The 15,489-nt window shown below is 44.3% G+C and carries 12 protein-coding genes; 7 read left to right on the top strand and 5 right to left on the bottom strand.

From position 1 onward, the window contains the following. Positions 1-443: 443 nt before the first annotated feature. Positions 444-1,097 carry a hypothetical protein gene (locus OP864_RS13485; protein WP_270098682.1) on the bottom strand — a complete coding sequence of 218 codons (654 nt, stop codon included), beginning with the start codon at positions 1,095-1,097 and terminating at the stop codon, positions 444-446. A 499-nt stretch (positions 1,098-1,596) separates the two neighbouring features. Here OP864_RS13485 and OP864_RS13480 point away from each other — a divergent pair, with 499 nt between their 5' ends. Further along, a complete protein-coding gene (locus OP864_RS13480; protein WP_270098681.1) occupies positions 1,597-2,718 on the top strand; it encodes a CapA family protein in 1,122 nt (373 codons plus the stop codon). 3 nt (positions 2,719-2,721) lie between these two features. Here OP864_RS13480 and OP864_RS13475 read toward each other — a convergent pair whose 3' ends face one another. Continuing rightward, on the bottom strand, positions 2,722-5,718 hold the full coding sequence (locus OP864_RS13475) for a caspase family protein (protein WP_270098680.1): 2,997 nt from the start codon (positions 5,716-5,718) through the stop codon (positions 2,722-2,724). A gap of 158 nt (positions 5,719-5,876) precedes the next feature. Here OP864_RS13475 and OP864_RS13470 point away from each other — a divergent pair, with 158 nt between their 5' ends. Continuing rightward, positions 5,877-7,565, top strand: coding sequence for a M3 family oligoendopeptidase (locus tag OP864_RS13470; RefSeq protein WP_270098679.1), 1,689 nt, complete (start codon positions 5,877-5,879; stop codon positions 7,563-7,565). Between the two features lie 138 nt (positions 7,566-7,703). Here OP864_RS13470 and OP864_RS13465 read toward each other — a convergent pair whose 3' ends face one another. The 3 genes from OP864_RS13465 to OP864_RS13455 form a co-directional block, all read right to left on the bottom strand. Further along, positions 7,704-7,850 (bottom strand): hypothetical protein, encoded by a 147-nt coding sequence (locus OP864_RS13465; protein ID WP_015691258.1) that lies wholly within the window; start codon positions 7,848-7,850, stop codon positions 7,704-7,706. A 535-nt stretch (positions 7,851-8,385) separates the two neighbouring features. After that, positions 8,386-8,994, bottom strand: a complete 609-nt coding sequence (locus OP864_RS13460; protein WP_270098678.1) for a hypothetical protein — start codon at positions 8,992-8,994, stop codon at positions 8,386-8,388. A 216-nt stretch (positions 8,995-9,210) separates the two neighbouring features. Further along, positions 9,211-9,783: a hypothetical protein gene (locus OP864_RS13455; protein WP_270098677.1), complete on the bottom strand. Its 573-nt coding sequence runs from the start codon at positions 9,781-9,783 to the stop codon at positions 9,211-9,213. 508 nt (positions 9,784-10,291) lie between these two features. Between OP864_RS13455 and OP864_RS13450 the strand changes: the two genes are divergently transcribed. From OP864_RS13450 to OP864_RS13430, 5 genes are all read left to right on the top strand, one after another. Beyond that, positions 10,292-10,759, top strand: coding sequence for a DUF2441 domain-containing protein (locus OP864_RS13450; protein WP_270098676.1), 468 nt, complete (start codon positions 10,292-10,294; stop codon positions 10,757-10,759). A gap of 39 nt (positions 10,760-10,798) precedes the next feature. Beyond that, positions 10,799-11,758 (top strand): acetyl-CoA carboxylase carboxyltransferase subunit alpha, encoded by a 960-nt coding sequence (locus OP864_RS13445; RefSeq protein WP_270098675.1) that lies wholly within the window; start codon positions 10,799-10,801, stop codon positions 11,756-11,758. A gap of 5 nt (positions 11,759-11,763) precedes the next feature. Further along, on the top strand, positions 11,764-12,294 hold the full coding sequence (locus OP864_RS13440; RefSeq protein ID WP_270098674.1) for a DUF6913 domain-containing protein: 531 nt from the start codon (positions 11,764-11,766) through the stop codon (positions 12,292-12,294). A gap of 1 nt (position 12,295) precedes the next feature. Further along, positions 12,296-13,189 (top strand): 4-hydroxy-tetrahydrodipicolinate synthase, encoded by an 894-nt coding sequence (gene dapA, locus OP864_RS13435; RefSeq protein WP_270098673.1) that lies wholly within the window; start codon positions 12,296-12,298, stop codon positions 13,187-13,189. Positions 13,190-13,458: 269 nt separating this feature from the next. Continuing rightward, entirely contained in the window at positions 13,459-15,096 is a 1,638-nt protein-coding gene (locus OP864_RS13430) for an NAD+ synthase (protein WP_270098672.1), read from the top strand. The last annotated feature ends 393 nt before the right edge of the window (positions 15,097-15,489 follow it).

The following is a 15,489-nucleotide window of genomic DNA, read 5'->3' as shown; positions in this document are numbered from 1 at the left end:
GTCGAACTGCGGCTTTTAGCCTTGTTGTCGCAGCTCGCTGATGTTTTGGGGCCTCCCGCCTTCGGCGGGCGCTACGTTCCGCAGCTCGCTATTCGCTCGGCCCTGCGGCCTGACGGCCTTGGTCTGCGGCTGCGCCGCACTGCTGCACATCGCTAGGCCTGCGGCGGCTGCGCCGCCTGCTATATGGGCCTGTAGGTTGAAAATTTTGTGTATGCCCTTTTTGCGCCTAGGGAGCTGCAGCTTAAAAGCCGCAGCCAATTTCGGAACAATTAAGCTAGATTTTGGTAGCCCCATGGCCTGCAGCTTAAAAGCCGCAGGACCTGAAAACAAAACCTACCCCTAACTCCTAAAAAGCAGGGGCTTTTAAGCCGCTGCGGCGAGCAAAATGATGGCCCAACTAGATTGGCTGCGGCCTTTAGGCTGCAGGTACAGATAGTATGTAACTATACACAAATTCCGAATAGCATCTCCCACTTTACAAATGCCATTTCACAAATTGCGAATAGCATAACCCGCTTTACAAATGCCATTTCACAAATTGCGAATAGCATCTCCCACTTTACAATTGCCATTTCACAAATTGCGAATAGCATCCCCCACTTTACAATTGCCGTTTCACAAATTGCGAATAGCATCCCCCGCTTTACAATTGCCATTTCACAAATTGCGAATAGCATCCCCCGCTTTACAATTGCCGTTTCACAAATTGCGAATAGCATCCCCCGCTTTACAATTGCCATTTCACAAATTACGAATAGCATCCCCCACTTTACAATTGCCGTTTCACAAATTGCGAATAGCATAACCCACTTTACAATTGCCGTTTCACAAATTGCGAATAGCATCCCCCGCTTTACAATTGCCGTTTCACAAATTCCGAATAGCATCCCCCGCTTTACAATTGCCATTTCACAAATTACGAATAGCATCCCCCGCTTTACAATTGCCGTTTCACAAATTCCGAATAGCATCCCCCGCTTTACAATTGCCATTTCACAAATTCCGAATAGCATCCCCCGCTTTACAATTGCCGTTTCACAAATTGCGAATAGCATAACCCGCTTTACAAATGCCATTTCACAAATTCCGAATAGCATACCCCAAATGGAACATGTTGTAAGATATAAGGGGGCCTGTAGGATCGATATATACCTGTAGGTTGAAACCTACAGCAACAAAAGCGGCCATACTAAGCACAATAAAAATGAGCCGATGGTTAAAACCATCGGCCCATATCATTTATAGCAAGCAAGGGCTTTAGCCCGCCAGTTTGCATAGACCCACAACCATGGGCTTCAGCCCATGGCGCAGAACAACTCCACACAAAATTCAGCGATAAAAACAATTGCTATGCTAAGGGCCACAAATTGCCCAGCCGCCAAAGAAGAAAGCCAAAATAAAAAAGGCAGATGAGCGGCCTAGCGATGCGAAAGGGGGCGGCGCAGCCGCAGACCAAGGCCGTCAGGCCGCAGGGCCGAGCAGACCTGCGAGCCCTGAAGCGTAGCGCCGCAAGGCAAAGCCGCAGCGGAGGCCCCAAAAAGAAATAAAAAAAAGCTTCATAAGCGCTATCTTTCGGTCCATACAAAAGCTTCTGTTATGCCTTATTACCTTCTATTCCTTTGTCTTTTATTTTGGTCTTGCGGCTCAGAAAAGTTAGGGCCTGAGGCGGCTCCGCCCCCGCTTTATCAGTCGGCAGCAGATAGTTTGGCGGCGGTTAGGGATTGGCCTATGTCCCCTGCGCCGAAGGATAGTTTTTGGTTGGCTGCGGTGGGGGATATTGTGCCGGGGACCAATCATCCGATGGTGCTTTTGCCGCCTCATTTGGGGCGAGATTTGATTGGGGAGCAGCTCCTGCCCTATTTGCGGGAGGCCGAGCTTAGTTTTGGAAATTTTGAGACCGTTTTGCGGGATTCTGGCGGGCGGCCCAAGGCTTGTTATGACCCTAAAAGCTGCTTTCGCTTTCGTTTGCCCCCTGTTTATGTAAAGCCTTTTCAGCGGGCGGGCTTTGACATTTTGAACATTGCCAGCAACCATATGGATGATTTTGGGCGGGCCGACCGCTTGAATACAGAACGGCAACTGCAAGACATGGGATTTATGCCCGCGGGATTGGCGCATCGGCCCTGTGTGTATTTTGTTCGGGCGGGTCGTTCTTGTGCATTTTGTGCTTTTTCGCCTTTTTATGGCAGCTTTAATATGAAAGATACGGCAGCGGTTCGGGCGCAAATCCGAAAAGCCAAGGCCAATTCGGAGCTCCTAATTGTTTCTTTGCATGGAGGGGCCGAGGGGTCGGAATATCGGCATCAGCCCAAGGAAAAAGCCGAGATTTTTCTGGGTTTTAATCGGGGCAACCTCTATGAGACCGCCCATCTTTGCGTAGATGCGGGGGCCGACCTCATTATTGGTACTGGTCCGCATGTGAGTCGGGGCATGGAGCTCTACAAAGAGCGTTTGATCCTCTATAGTTTGGGGAATTTTTGCACCTACAGCTTTCGGATGAGTCGTTATGGAGCCCATGCGCCCCTGCTGCGAGTTGCCTTGGGGCGAGAGGGGCAATTTTTGGCGGGACAAATTATTCCCATTGTCCAAAAACATGGGGGCATGCCCCGTTTGGACCCCAAAGGTTTGGCGATAAATGACTTAAGAGAGCTCAGCCGTTCGGATTTTCCGGAGAGCCTGTTGTGGATTCGGGAGGATGGTTGGTTTTTTAGGGAGTAGTAGTTAATTTTTTATTTTAATTTTAGAATTTTTACCTATAACTATTTGTGCTTTCTCTTCAATATGGAATGCATGAAATATTTTCTGACGCTTATTACTAGACACTGGGAACATATATATATAGTTAACAACTATTCTTCGAAGAACAGAAAATGGAAGATAATTATTTTCAAATTCTTTTGCTATTTGATCCATCACAGAAGATGGAAGAACCCCGTAACTAGTAGAAAATGCTATTTGAATAATTTTATTTGCATTATTAGGATTCTTATTAACCAAAGCATCCATTGAGTTCTGTAATTTTTTGTACCCGATTGAAGCCCCTAACTTAGTTATTATTCCATATGTAATCATTGAACACAAATCAAATATATATTGCCTAGTAGCTTCTTCTATCTCTTGGGGCAACCCTTTTTTCAAAACCAGGTCTTTCTTTAAAATAGACTCTATTTCTCTGATAAGAGCTATTTTATTTTCTAAAATTTTATCAAAAAAGTATGTATTTGTCCTCAACGTTAAATCACATGCGCACTTTATAATTTCCTCTTTTTCACCTCCAGTTAAAGCCCCCCAATGTTTTTTTGCAATTTGTCCAAGAATCTCAATAGCCTTAAAAGCAAAATTATATTCCGAAAACATATCTAGATCTCCAAAATCATCTTCATATAAATCCTCTCCAATTCCAATTGGCTCAATAAATTCCGCTTCATCATTAAACTCCTTTTCAAGCATATCTATAGAATCTTTTTCTTGATTCCTTTCTTTCCGTATAGTATCTTGACTTTTCCTTTCAATAATTTTTTTAGGTACGTGTTCTATCAACTTGTTAATGGGGGCAACATCCTTATCTAAGTTAGCCTCTGACACACTTTCAAATAATTCATTTGTTATTTTAAGAACTTGCTTTATTATAAATTTATCTTTAGACAAATGAGTTAAAAACATTACTATAGAAGAATACTTCTCAACATGTAACTTCTTACACATTTTTGATATATTACCACGAACCATTTCTCCATAAGTCTTACCATTATATTGACATAAAGCGTTTTCTTTATCTGTATCAAAGGGCTCACTACTGTTTAAATTATCTGCAAAAAACTTAGCCAAGAAAAAATAAAATATATATTTATATTTAACATCTATAACTGACCCTTTAACGACTAATAGCTTAGCTCTTTCCAGGTATCCTAAAGTTGATTTAGGTTCATATGTACTAGGAATTGAAAACTTCTCAGAATACAAATTATGAAATTCCTTAAACTCTTGGAATTCAATAGAGGTATCTCCATTTTCATATAAAAAGAAGGCTAAATTTGTCATATAATTATGATAAAAGCTTATATCATTTGTTTCTTTTAAAACATTTGATAGAGCATTATTTATCAATAATTCATAATAAAAACCATGTAAAGTATATTCAGGCTTTTGTACATTACCTTCTAATGATTGAAGTAATGTAATAATAAACAAAGGATAAGAAGGGACATAATTTCGCCCTAAAGCATTCTTAATTTGACTCTTAGCTAAATCAACTTTACTCCAGAAAACCTCATCTGCAGACTCTATTCCTTCTTTCTCTCCTAAAAAATACCATTTTTTAACTATCTCTTCTCTTTTCAAATGCCCTAATGGTAGTATAGTATACATACTATACTCAGAATAAGCTTCTGAACATATACTACTATCATCCAAAGCATCTAACCTAATCGCTGGAGAGCTAAAAACGTGTACATGTTTATAAGTGGATGATAAATTCTTGAAAAAGAGTAACCTAAATTTATTCTCTTTAAGATTAATTCCGTCATAATCATCAATAATGACTACTATTTTTTGAGCATCTTTAGCTAATTTCTTCGCCTTATCTTTAGAAAGGTTATATTGTTCTAATAGGCCTTTTTCGACCAGAGAAATTATTGTTTTTTTATCTGGTTTACGTACATTTTTACCTCTAACTATAACTGGGATAAAACTCTCAATATATTTACTACAAAACAACCTTTTTGCCAATGTTGTTTTACCACTTTTATCTTCGCCTAAATAGATGTTTTTATCTTTAGTAATTATTTTATCAAATACATATGTCTTTAACTTTCCCTTTCCATCTTTAGATCTATCTAAGCTAAAATCAGGAGGCACAAATAAGTCTACTAAATTTACTTCGGGAACTTTACTGTGTGTTATCTTTATACCTAAATCATTTAGGTATAAATCAAAATCATCGTTAATCTGTAAGTCGTATTCAAAATCATCCTCAGTGGCCCCATCTTTATCTTCGACAAATTCATTCTTTAAAAAAAAGACAAACTCTCCGCCTGCTACATGATTTTTCAGTTCTTGAATAGGTTCACAAATAGGCTGTTGCAGAACATCTTCACCTACTTTCTTTTTCAACTCTGCTCCAAGTTCAGATACAGCAAACTTAGCCTTTGTATTTTCTTCTAAGTACATTTTAAGCCTTTGAAAAAATGGGCTTTCCTCTCTACCATCAGACACAGGCTCCTTTCCTCCTGAAGCTAAAAGATATCGTGATGATTGCAGATACCTTTTATCATAACTATCATTCCTGCCCCTTAAAGATCCTCCTCCTCTTGTTATAAAACTTCCTGAAAAACAGCAGTCAAGTATTAGTAATACATGTTTAGATTTAATTAAAGTAAGGTAGTCATGTAAAAGGGTAGTATAAGAAATCCACTCTGCTCTCTCTGTACCGTCATAAGGCACCAAATAACCTCTTTCTGTATCAGGATCCATTTCACCATGTCCTGCAAAAAACAATATCAAATTACTCTCTTCATCTAAATGCTTCAATTCTATAAATGAATTCACTATATTCTTTCTAGAAGCTTCCTCACCTAAAAGATATCTTAATTCTTCAAAACCATATCTTTCTTCTAAAATCTTTATTAATTTTTGAGTATCAGACTCTGCATTTGACAATGTTTTAAATCGGTTAGATTCATATTCATTAACCCCTATTGCTAATAAGTAGTTTTTCATCTTGCTTGGTTATTAGTTTTAACTAAAAGAAGTGCTACTCGGCACTATGTCAAGTAAATATAAGAATCCCCCCCCCAACAAAAAAAATAATCCTCCCCCATTTCCAAAAAGATGGTTGTACCTTAGCAGTCTTCCTTATTCCACACACAACCATAAATATGCAATTTAAAGACTTTCCGTATCAGCGCCCAGCGCTTGAGCAGATCAAAAGCGAATACCAGGCCCTCCTCAAGGCCTTTGAGGCGGCCCCTACGGCCCAAGATGCCATTGCCATTCGGCAGCAGATTTCAGATTTGAGCTTGCGCTTTAGTGGCCCTTACAATCTGGCTTCGGTCCGCCATTCTATTGATACTCGCGATGCTTTTTATCAAGAAGAAAAGAGCTTTTTCGATCAGGCGGCTCCAGAGATTTCGGCCCTATCCAATGCCTTTAGCAAGGCGCTTTTGGCCTCTCCGCACAAGGCCGAAATGGCCGAGCAGTTGGGCCAGCATCTCTTCAATTTGGAGGAGATGGCCCTCAAAACCTTTCAGCCCGAAATTATTGAGGACCTCAAAGAGCAAAACCGCCTTTCTACTCGCTATCAAGAGATTAAGGCGCAGGCCCAAATCGAATTTGAAGGCGAAACCTACAATCTTTCTACCCTCAGTCCCCTAGAGCTCTCTACCGATAGAGGCCAGCGCAAAGGCGCTCAAACGGCCAAATGGGAGTACTATGATAGTATCTCGGAAGAGGTGGAAGATATTTTTGACCAGCTCGTCAAGCTACGCCACAAAATGGCCCAAAAGCTGGGCTATGAGAATTATATCGAACTGGGTTATGCCCGCATGGCCCGCAGCGATTATGGTCCCCAAGAGGTGGCCAAATTCCGCAAGCAGATTGAGGAGCAGGTGGTGCCCCTGGCCCAAACCCTCTACAAAAAACAAGCGGAACGCATCGGTATCGATAAGATGGAGTTCTACGATTTTGCCCTAGAGTTTTTGGATGGCAACCCTACGCCCAAAGGCGATGTGGACTGGATGGTCCAACAGGCCGATCAGATGTATAGCGAGCTGTCTGCAGAAACAAAGGAGTTTTTCCGCTTTATGCAGGACAAAGGCCTGCTCGAACTAGCCTCCAAAGATGGCAAGCGAAATGGGGGCTATTGCACTTATCTCCGCGAATATCAGGCGCCCTTTATTTTCTCCAATTTTAATGGTAGCGCCCATGATTTTACGGTCCTTACCCATGAGGCGGGCCACGCTTTTCAATGCTACCTAACGGGCCGCTCTGGAGCCGATCCCGACTATATTTGGCCCACTTATGAGGCCTGCGAAATCCACTCGATGAGTATGGAGTTCTTTAGCTGGCCTTGGGTCGAGCAGTTCTTCAAAGAGGATAGCGAGAAGTTCAAATTGGCCCATCTTAGCGGAGCCGTCACCTTTTTGCCCTATGGCGCTGCTGTCGATGAGTTTCAGCACTTAGTCTATGAACACCCAGAATGGACGCCCGCCCAGCGCAATGCCGCTTGGCTGGAGCTAGAAGAGCGCTATCTGCCCCATCTCAAATCAAGCGAATCGGGACAGCCTTTCTTGCAAAGAGGCGGCTACTGGCAGCGCCAAACGCATATTTTTGCCAGCCCTTTCTATTATATTGATTATGTTTTGGCCCAAATTTGCGCCTTTCAGTTTTGGGATCGCCAACTTCAGGCGCCCGAAAAAGCGTGGAGCGATTACATCAAACTTTGCGAAACTGGTGGCCGCCATTCTTTCCTCAAATTATTGGAAATCGCCAATTTACAATCGCCTTTTTTGCCCGATACCGTAGAAAAAGCCCTGCGTCCCGTCAGAGCCTTTTTGGCCCAAGAATAAATAATTCCTGAACTAGAGCTGCCGTTTTTTCGGTGGCTCTTTTTTTTGTTTTTTGGGGCCTGCCGCCTGCGGCGGCCGGGCTGTTTCGCAGCTCGCTATTCGCTCGGCCCTTCGGCGCTTTCAGCGCCTTGGTCTGGCCTAACGGCCACTGCTGTCCATCCCTAGGCCTGCGGCGGCTTCGCCGCCTGCTAGCTGTGGCTGCAGGTTGAAACCAGCAGCCATACAACAACCCCATTCTACATCTATAGTGCGGAGAGGATTAAAATCCTCTACCGCTTTGAACAAGGGTTATTTTTTCTTCGGTTGTTTGATTTTGCTTTTGTCTCCCCCATAAATTTCATAGGAACCTAGGGCCAAGGCCCTAGGCTATTGAAAAAATCGCCATCCCCTCCTTCGAGGGGATTTTTCTTTGCGGTTGTGGTTGGACGGTTGTTGTTTTTCTTGGAGCTATTTTTTTTTCCATTTTCCAGCAAACAAGGGCTTTAGCCCGCCAGTTTGCTCAGACCCACAACCATGGGCTTCAGCCCATGGGCCCAAAACTGCCCAACCGTTAAAAGACGCTTTCTTTATTTCTTCTTTTTCAAAAGAGCCGAGAAAAAGTTGAGGGACTAATATTGAAATTTTGTGTCTGCCCTTTCCTGCGCCTAGGGGCTTGTCCCTAGGCGATGAATGGCAGGCGGCAAAGCCGCTATGGCCAAAGGCCAAACGGCCTAGCGATGTGCAGCAGTGCGGCGAAGCCGCAGACCAAGGCCGTCAGGCCGCAGGGCCGAGCGAGCAGCGAGCTGCGGAACGTAGCGCCCGCCGAAGGCGGGAGGCCTATTTACCAATTTAGTTGCATTATTTCTTTAGGCTCAAGTCCCTTATACCTTAGAAAAAAATGATTTGCTCCTATAGATACAGAATCGATACAAAGGAAAATATCCTGACACTCAGGGTCTTCAACTTCTTTTTCCAAAAAAGGCTCAAAATTATTAGTATTGGCAATCTTCATCATTCCTTTTACTCGATCAAAAAAAGCATAATTATTAGAAATAGAATCAAAAACAACTCCATCATAAATGACATGTTCTTTTGAAAAATTTTCTTCTCTTAGATAAATTGACCACTCTGGCTCACAATGAATACAACGATCCAGACACAAAACGCTTTGATTTGACCATACTACCTCTATTCCATGGCGATAAACAATATCACAATAAAACAAGTATTTTTCCAATACGAATTCAGCAGAATCACTATTCTCTACAACTTTTAATTTATACTCATTTTTTGACACATAAAAAAACTTCAATTTCCTATCAGCTAAAATAATATCATCTGGCAAATCACATTGCTTCTCTTGTACCTTTTTTATATTAGGCGGACTAGTACTGAATCTTGTACACCCCAAAAAGCCTAATACTAAAAGAATATAATATAGTTTTTTCATCAATAAGCAGTATTTGAATGGGCACCTTCCTTAGCATCTTCTACAGGTAAAGGATTGCTTGAAATAATGTTAAGTGGTTTTGGAGTAAATTTAAAAAATACATCATTAACTACAGCAGCTGACCTTAAGCATACTCTACCTTTTGAGTATGGGCCCTTTCTCGGGGGCTTGTCCCCAGGCAATAAATGGCAGGCGGGCGGCCCCGCTTAAAACCAACTACCAATCTGGCTGGCTGTATAATTCACCAACATCTAGTTTGTAGTATACATCGTTTCGCTCTTTAGCATGGCTTGAATCAGGGTAGTAATCAACTCTTGACGAAGAATAAGTTTTTATTTTGTATACCACTATTCTATCCTCAAATATTTTTGCCCAGCCTATGACATAATATCCACAATATGCGTAGTCATAAGTTTTGATAATTAGCTCCCCATCTTTAATTAAATAATAACCAGTATAGCCATTAACCATATTATTGGCCACCTCATTATTTAGACTGTCTAATCCTGTACTGCTAAACAGTTTACCGTCTGTAAAAAAACGCATAAAATAACATTTTGGTGGATCATAAATAGCTGGATCATCACATGCATAATAGATCGCAGTTGTATCTATCAAGTCTTTAGGGTAAAGGTCCTCTGCTTTAGTCACATACCAATCTTTAAACTTTTTAGGAATGACATTTTCTCTAGCTGTTCTCGTATCAGTACAAATAGCGCAAGAATATTGCAGCAAAAGCAGCAAACCAACTAGGGCCAGTTGATATGAGCGGTAGTTCTTCTTTTTCATAAAAAGCATCTATTTTATATCTCAAGATGCTCATTTATTTGGTTTCCCCTATTTCTTTTGCTCTAGTGCAGCTAATGAGGTGTAATAAACAGCAAAGAAGGGCTTTAGCCCACTCTTTGCATAGCCCCACAACCATGGGCTTCAGCCCATGGGCCCAAAACTGCCCAGCCGCCAAAGAAGAAAGCACGGACTGAAAAATGTTTATTTATGGAGGGTTTCAACCCTCCATTGAACACAAAAATGCATTCGTTAATTGGCTGTAGGTTTCAACCTACAGGCCCATATAGCAGGCCCCTAGGGCCGCAGGCCTAGCGATGGTAGGCAGTGCGGCGAAGCCGCAGACCAAGCAAAAACTTGTTTTTTGCGCAGGGCCGAGCAGACCTGCGAGCTGCCGAACGTAGCGCCGCAGCTTTGCTGCGGAGGCCCCTAAAAAAGCAGAAGAAGCAAAGGGAATCTGGAAAAAAATAAATATTCTTCTTAGCTTTGTGCGAGCCAAAAATGCCCAATTATGTTGATGTATCATTTATCCAAAAGAGAAATACGAGCTGGTAGTCAATTGACCCGGGGCGTATATGGGGAGCGGATCCGCCGCGATGATTTTTTAAAGGCGGCCTATGCCAGCTACCTCAAAGAAGAGATATTTGAAGACATTCGGCAGCGGTATTATCCTGATGCGCCTTCTCGCTTTAAGGCCGTTTTTTTGTTTACAGATTTGACGACGGCCAAGGCTTTTTGGGCCAATCAGGACCATTATCAGTCTTATATTTATAGTGTTCGTTTGGCAGAAGATGCCCAGCCCTTTGTGGCCGAAATGGAGCTTTTGCGAACAGACGGACTCCCCTATCCCGATATTTTGGAACGAGCGCATGCCTACTGGCAGCAAAAACAACAGCCCGAATCAATGAGCCTAGAGGCCATTTGTACCGGTACTGTATTGGTGGAGGAGCTGATTTTGCCTCCTTCTTCTATCTTATAAGCCTTCGGGCCATTCAATAGCGTAATAAAACCAGAGCTTATGGTATTTCTAGATTTTGAACAACCCCTAGAAGAACTACATAATAAAATGGAGGCGCTCCGCGAACGCCAAGACCTGACCGAAGAAGAAATTGAGGAGCAGGTAGCAAAGTTGGAGAAATTGCAATCTACTTTGCGTCGCAAAATTTATAACAACCTAACGGGTTGGCAGCGGGTACAGCTTTCTCGTCACCCCAAGCGTCCTTACACCCTTTCTTATATTGAGATGATGTGTAGCCGTTTTGTAGAAATGCAGGGCGACCGTTGTTTCCGTGATGATAAGGCGATCGTTGGTGGTGTAGGTCGTTTGGACAATATGACGGTGATGTTTGTGGGCCACCAAAAAGGGGCCGACACCAAAGCCCGTCAGTACCGCAATTTTGGTATGCCCAACCCAGAGGGCTACCGCAAGGCTTTGCGCCTTTTCAAAACGGCAGAGCGCTTTAATATGCCTATCGTTTGCTTGATTGACACCCCCGGTGCTTTTCCGGGTATTGAGGCCGAAGACCGTGGACAGGCCGAGGCCATTGCCCGCAACCTCTTTGAAATGGCCCGTTTGACCGTTCCCGTTATCTGTGTCATCATTGGCGAAGGGGCATCTGGTGGTGCCTTGGGCATTGGTGTGGGCAACCGCATCTTTATGTTGGAAAACACTTGGTATACCGTTATTTCGCCAGAATCTTGCTCTAATATCCTTTGGAAAACCATCGATTATAAGAAAGAAGCTGCCGAGGCCCTAAAATTGACGGCTCCCGATGCCCTAGAACTGGGGATCATTGATGGTGTAGTGAAGGAGCCTTTGGGCGGTGCGCATATTCAGCCCGAAGCCATGGCCAAGGCCCTCAAAAAGCATTTGAAGAAAGAAATCAACGAGCTTAAGAAATTGAGCCCCGAAGAATTGGTGGCCCAAAGAATTGAGAAGTTTAGCGCGATGGGCCCCACAGAAACGATCAAAAAATAGTAGGGATGGGATTAAAGTCTGGCCTTCAGCAAATGGCCTATAAGCAAGCATTAAAACCACATTTGGCGCAGCAACCTGCTCCGCAGGCCCTCAATTTTTTGCAATTGCAAAAGATTGCCATTCTCTTTGATGCCAGCTCGGCCTCAAATACAGAAGCGATTTTGGCCTATGCGAAGAGTTTGCAAAAAATGAAAAAGGAGGTGCAGCTTTTGGCCTATTGGCCCGAAAAAGAACTGCCTGAAGGACTACCCTATGAGGCCTTTTCTACTAAGGAACTCAATTGGGCGGGGGTCCCTAAAGGAGAACAAATTGATGCTTTTTTGGCCCATAAATATGATTTGCTCATTGCCCTTTATGTTGGCGAACAGTTGCCGCTCGACTTTCTGCTGCAGGCCGCCCCTAGCAAAATGCGACTGGGTTTCTTTGAAGAAGGCCGTACCGATCAATTTGATTTGATGGTGCATGCCGCCAAAAAACCCATGTCCGAGCTCCTAAAAGAAATTCATCAGTATTTAGAACGCATAAACAAAAAATAGCATGTACGCTTCTCTTATTCGGCAATTGCGTGGTACTGGGGTCGCCCTAGTTACCCCCTTCAAAGCTGGCCAAATTGATTATCCCGCACTGCAAAAACTCATTGACCACTGTATTGAGGGGGGCGTAGAGTTTTTAGTGAGCATGGGCACCACTGGCGAGTCGGTTACGCTCTCTAAGGAAGAGAAAAAAGCCTTGTTGGCCTTTACAAAAAAGGCGATTGCCGGCCGTGTACCCTTGGTTTTGGGCCATGGAGGCAACAATACCGCCGCCCTAATCGAAGAGCTGCAAGCTATTGATTTGGAGGGTGTTGACGCTATTCTATCGGCTTCTCCAGCCTATAACAAACCCAGTCAAGAGGGTATTTATCAGCATTATATGGAGTTTGCGGCCAATTGTCCCTTGCCCATTATTCTCTATAATGTGCCTGGCCGAACCAGCAGTAATATTTCTGCCGCCACTTGCATCCGCTTGGCCAAGGCCAGCAAGCAGTTTATTGGCGTGAAGGAAGCCTCTGGCAATTTGGGCCAAGCGATGGAGATTATCCAGGGAGCGCCCAGAGAGTTTGCCCTTTGGTCTGGCGATGACAACCTCACTTTGGCCCTGATCGCATTGGGTGGCGATGGCGTGATTTCGGTGGTGGGCAATGCCTATCCTCTGCGCTTTTCGGAGATGGTCCGTCATGGCCTAGAAGATGAGTTTCGGGAGGCCCGGGCCCTGCACTACACCCTCAGCCAATTGGTAGATTTGCTCTTTGTAGAGGGCAATCCCGCCGGCATCAAATGGGTGCTCAACGCCATTGGCATTATGGAAAATGAGTTGCGTTTGCCTTTGGTCCCCATGCAAAACGAGCCGTATATCAAGGCCCTAAAAGCCGAGGTAGATGCGCTTCGATAAGCAAAAATGACTTAAAATTATATGGCCCAGTTCTGTTTTAGGACTGGGCTTTTTTGTGGGTTTTTGGCCCGCTATGCGCTAGTCGTTCTCATAATAAGCCTAAGGCTGGATTCTACTCCACTGCCTCATAATAGACCAACACCCATTCTAGCAAAAGAAAAAAGGGACTTTGCTTATTTTTTAAACAAAGTACGTAAAATCAGCAACTTTTTTTCTAGATTGTCGTTTGAATCCCCAACACCTACTTAGTTTACATAACAAACAAAGCTATGAAAATTGCAATCGCTCAACTCAACTACCATATTGGCCACTTTGAACAAAACTTGGCCAAAATGCTTCGAGCTACAGAAGAAGCCAAGGCCCAAGGGGCTGATATTGTTGTTTTTGGAGAATTGGCTAGCACGGGTTACCCCGCTAGAGATTTCTTAGAATTTGATGATTTTATTGCCAAAAGCGATGCTTTGGTCCAAGAGTTAGCCGAAGCGGCTCAGGGTATTGCCATTGTGCTCGGCGCCCCCTCTCGCAATCCCGTTCCAGAAGGCAAAGACCTCTATAATTCTGCTTACTTTTTGGCGGATGGCAAAATTTTGCATCGGCAGCATAAGGCCCTTTTGCCCACTTACGATATTTTTGATGAGTATCGTTACTTTGAGCCCGCTACTGAATTTAAATTGGTAGAGTATAAGGGCTATAAAATTGCGCTTTCTATTTGTGAGGACATCTGGAATGTAGGCAATGAAAATCCACTTTATACGATCTGCCCCCTCGATGAGCAGTTTAAACAGAGCCCTGATTTTATTCTCAATCTATCGGCTTCGCCTTTTAGTTTCTCTCAGGCCCAAGAGCGCCTAGCTATTATCAAGGAGAATGTGCAGCGCTATAAGTTGCCTTTTTTCTATGTGAATCATGTGGGTGCCCAAACGGAAATCATTTTTGATGGAGGCTCGGCGGTTTTCTCCCCCAATGCAGAGCTTTTTGAAGAGCTGCCTTATTTTGAGGAGTGCATCAAAACCTTTGACCTTAAGTCGGTGCGCCTAGGCCAAACGCCCAAGGCCCAAACCAAAGAAAAAATGCAACTGATTGAAGATGCTTTGATTCTCGGTATCCGCGATTATTTTGGCAAATTGGGCCTAAAGAAAGCCATTTTTGGCCTTTCTGGCGGCATTGACTCTGCTGTGGTGGCGGTTTTGGCAGCCAAGGCCTTGGGCCCACAAAATGTGCGCTGCCTGCTCATGCCTTCTCAGTTTTCTTCTCAGCATTCTATTCAGGATGCACGGCAATTGGCCCAAAATCTCAATATTCAGTACGATACCATTTTTATTGAGGATATTTACAAGGCTTATCAAAAGGAGTTGGCTCCTATTTTTGCAGGCACCAATTTCGATTTGGCCGAGGAAAACCTACAGGCCCGAGCTCGTGGTATGCTCCTGATGGCGGTCTCGAATAAGTTTGGTAATATCCTGCTCAATACCTCTAATAAGAGTGAGGCAGCGGTGGGCTACGGCACGCTCTATGGCGATATGGCTGGCGGCCTCTCCATTATTGGCGACCTCTACAAAACTGAGGTTTTTGAGCTTGCCCGCTTTATGAATATGGAGGGCGAATTGATTCCAGAAAATATTATTAGCAAGCCCCCCAGTGCCGAACTTCGCCCCGATCAGTTTGATAGTGATAGTTTGCCCGACTATAATATTCTGGACCAAATTTTATTTCAGTACATTGAGCGCCGCCAAGGCCCCAAAGAGATCATCCAACAAGGTTTTGACGCTCAGTTGGTCCGCCGAGTGCTCAAAATGGTCAATCGCAATGAGTTTAAGCGGGCCCAAACGCCCCCTACGCTCCGCATTTCGAGAAAGGCTTTTGGAATGGGCCGCAGAATGCCTATTGTAGGTCGCTATTTGAATTAGTATTAGGGGCCTCCGCAGCAAAGCTGCGGCGCTATGGTCCGCAGCTCGCAGGTCTGCTCGGCCCTGCGCAGGCTGCGCCTGCTCGGTCTGCCGCCTTTGGCGGCACTGCTCCCCAGCGCTAGGCCCTGCCATTCTGCTGTAAGAACGGTATTCGTCGCTGCGCTCCTCATTCCTTAATATTAACCCGCCCACCCTCCCCTCCAATGGATTCCCTAAGGAATCCATTGGGGGAGTTTGGGCCATTTTTGCATCTTGCAGGCCCAAAGGGCCCTCGGCTGAGGGATGGACAGCAGTGGCGCAAAGCGCCAGACCCAGCCGCCTTTGGCGGCGCAGGGCCGAGCGAACAGCGAGCTGCGACACAGCCCGACCCAGCCTTTGGCTGGGGCAGCCCCA

The sequence above is a fragment of the Saprospira grandis genome, from assembly GCF_027594745.1.
In the GTDB taxonomy this organism is placed as follows: Bacteria; Bacteroidota; Bacteroidia; order Chitinophagales; family Saprospiraceae; genus Saprospira; species Saprospira grandis.
This window is presented reverse-complemented; position numbering and strand designations above follow the sequence as displayed.

What these genes read in the sequence shown, in the direction of transcription:
- OP864_RS13480 (WP_270098681.1), top strand. Translation starts at nt 1,597, where the DNA reads ATGCCTTATTACCTTCTATTCCTTTGTCTTTTATTTTGGTCTTGCGGC.
- OP864_RS13475 (WP_270098680.1), bottom strand. Translation starts at nt 5,718, where the DNA reads ATGAAAAACTACTTATTAGCAATAGGGGTTAATGAATATGAATCTAAC.
- OP864_RS13440 (WP_270098674.1), top strand. Translation starts at nt 11,764, where the DNA reads ATGGGATTAAAGTCTGGCCTTCAGCAAATGGCCTATAAGCAAGCATTA.
- OP864_RS13450 (WP_270098676.1), top strand. Translation starts at nt 10,292, where the DNA reads ATGTTGATGTATCATTTATCCAAAAGAGAAATACGAGCTGGTAGTCAA.
- OP864_RS13430 (WP_270098672.1), top strand. Translation starts at nt 13,459, where the DNA reads ATGAAAATTGCAATCGCTCAACTCAACTACCATATTGGCCACTTTGAA.
- OP864_RS13485 (WP_270098682.1), bottom strand. Translation starts at nt 1,097, where the DNA reads ATGCTATTCGGAATTTGTGAAATGGCATTTGTAAAGCGGGTTATGCTA.
- OP864_RS13455 (WP_270098677.1), bottom strand. Translation starts at nt 9,783, where the DNA reads ATGAAAAAGAAGAACTACCGCTCATATCAACTGGCCCTAGTTGGTTTG.
- OP864_RS13470 (WP_270098679.1), top strand. Translation starts at nt 5,877, where the DNA reads ATGCAATTTAAAGACTTTCCGTATCAGCGCCCAGCGCTTGAGCAGATC.
- OP864_RS13445 (WP_270098675.1), top strand. Translation starts at nt 10,799, where the DNA reads ATGGTATTTCTAGATTTTGAACAACCCCTAGAAGAACTACATAATAAA.
- dapA (WP_270098673.1), top strand. Translation starts at nt 12,296, where the DNA reads ATGTACGCTTCTCTTATTCGGCAATTGCGTGGTACTGGGGTCGCCCTA.
- OP864_RS13460 (WP_270098678.1), bottom strand. Translation starts at nt 8,994, where the DNA reads ATGAAAAAACTATATTATATTCTTTTAGTATTAGGCTTTTTGGGGTGT.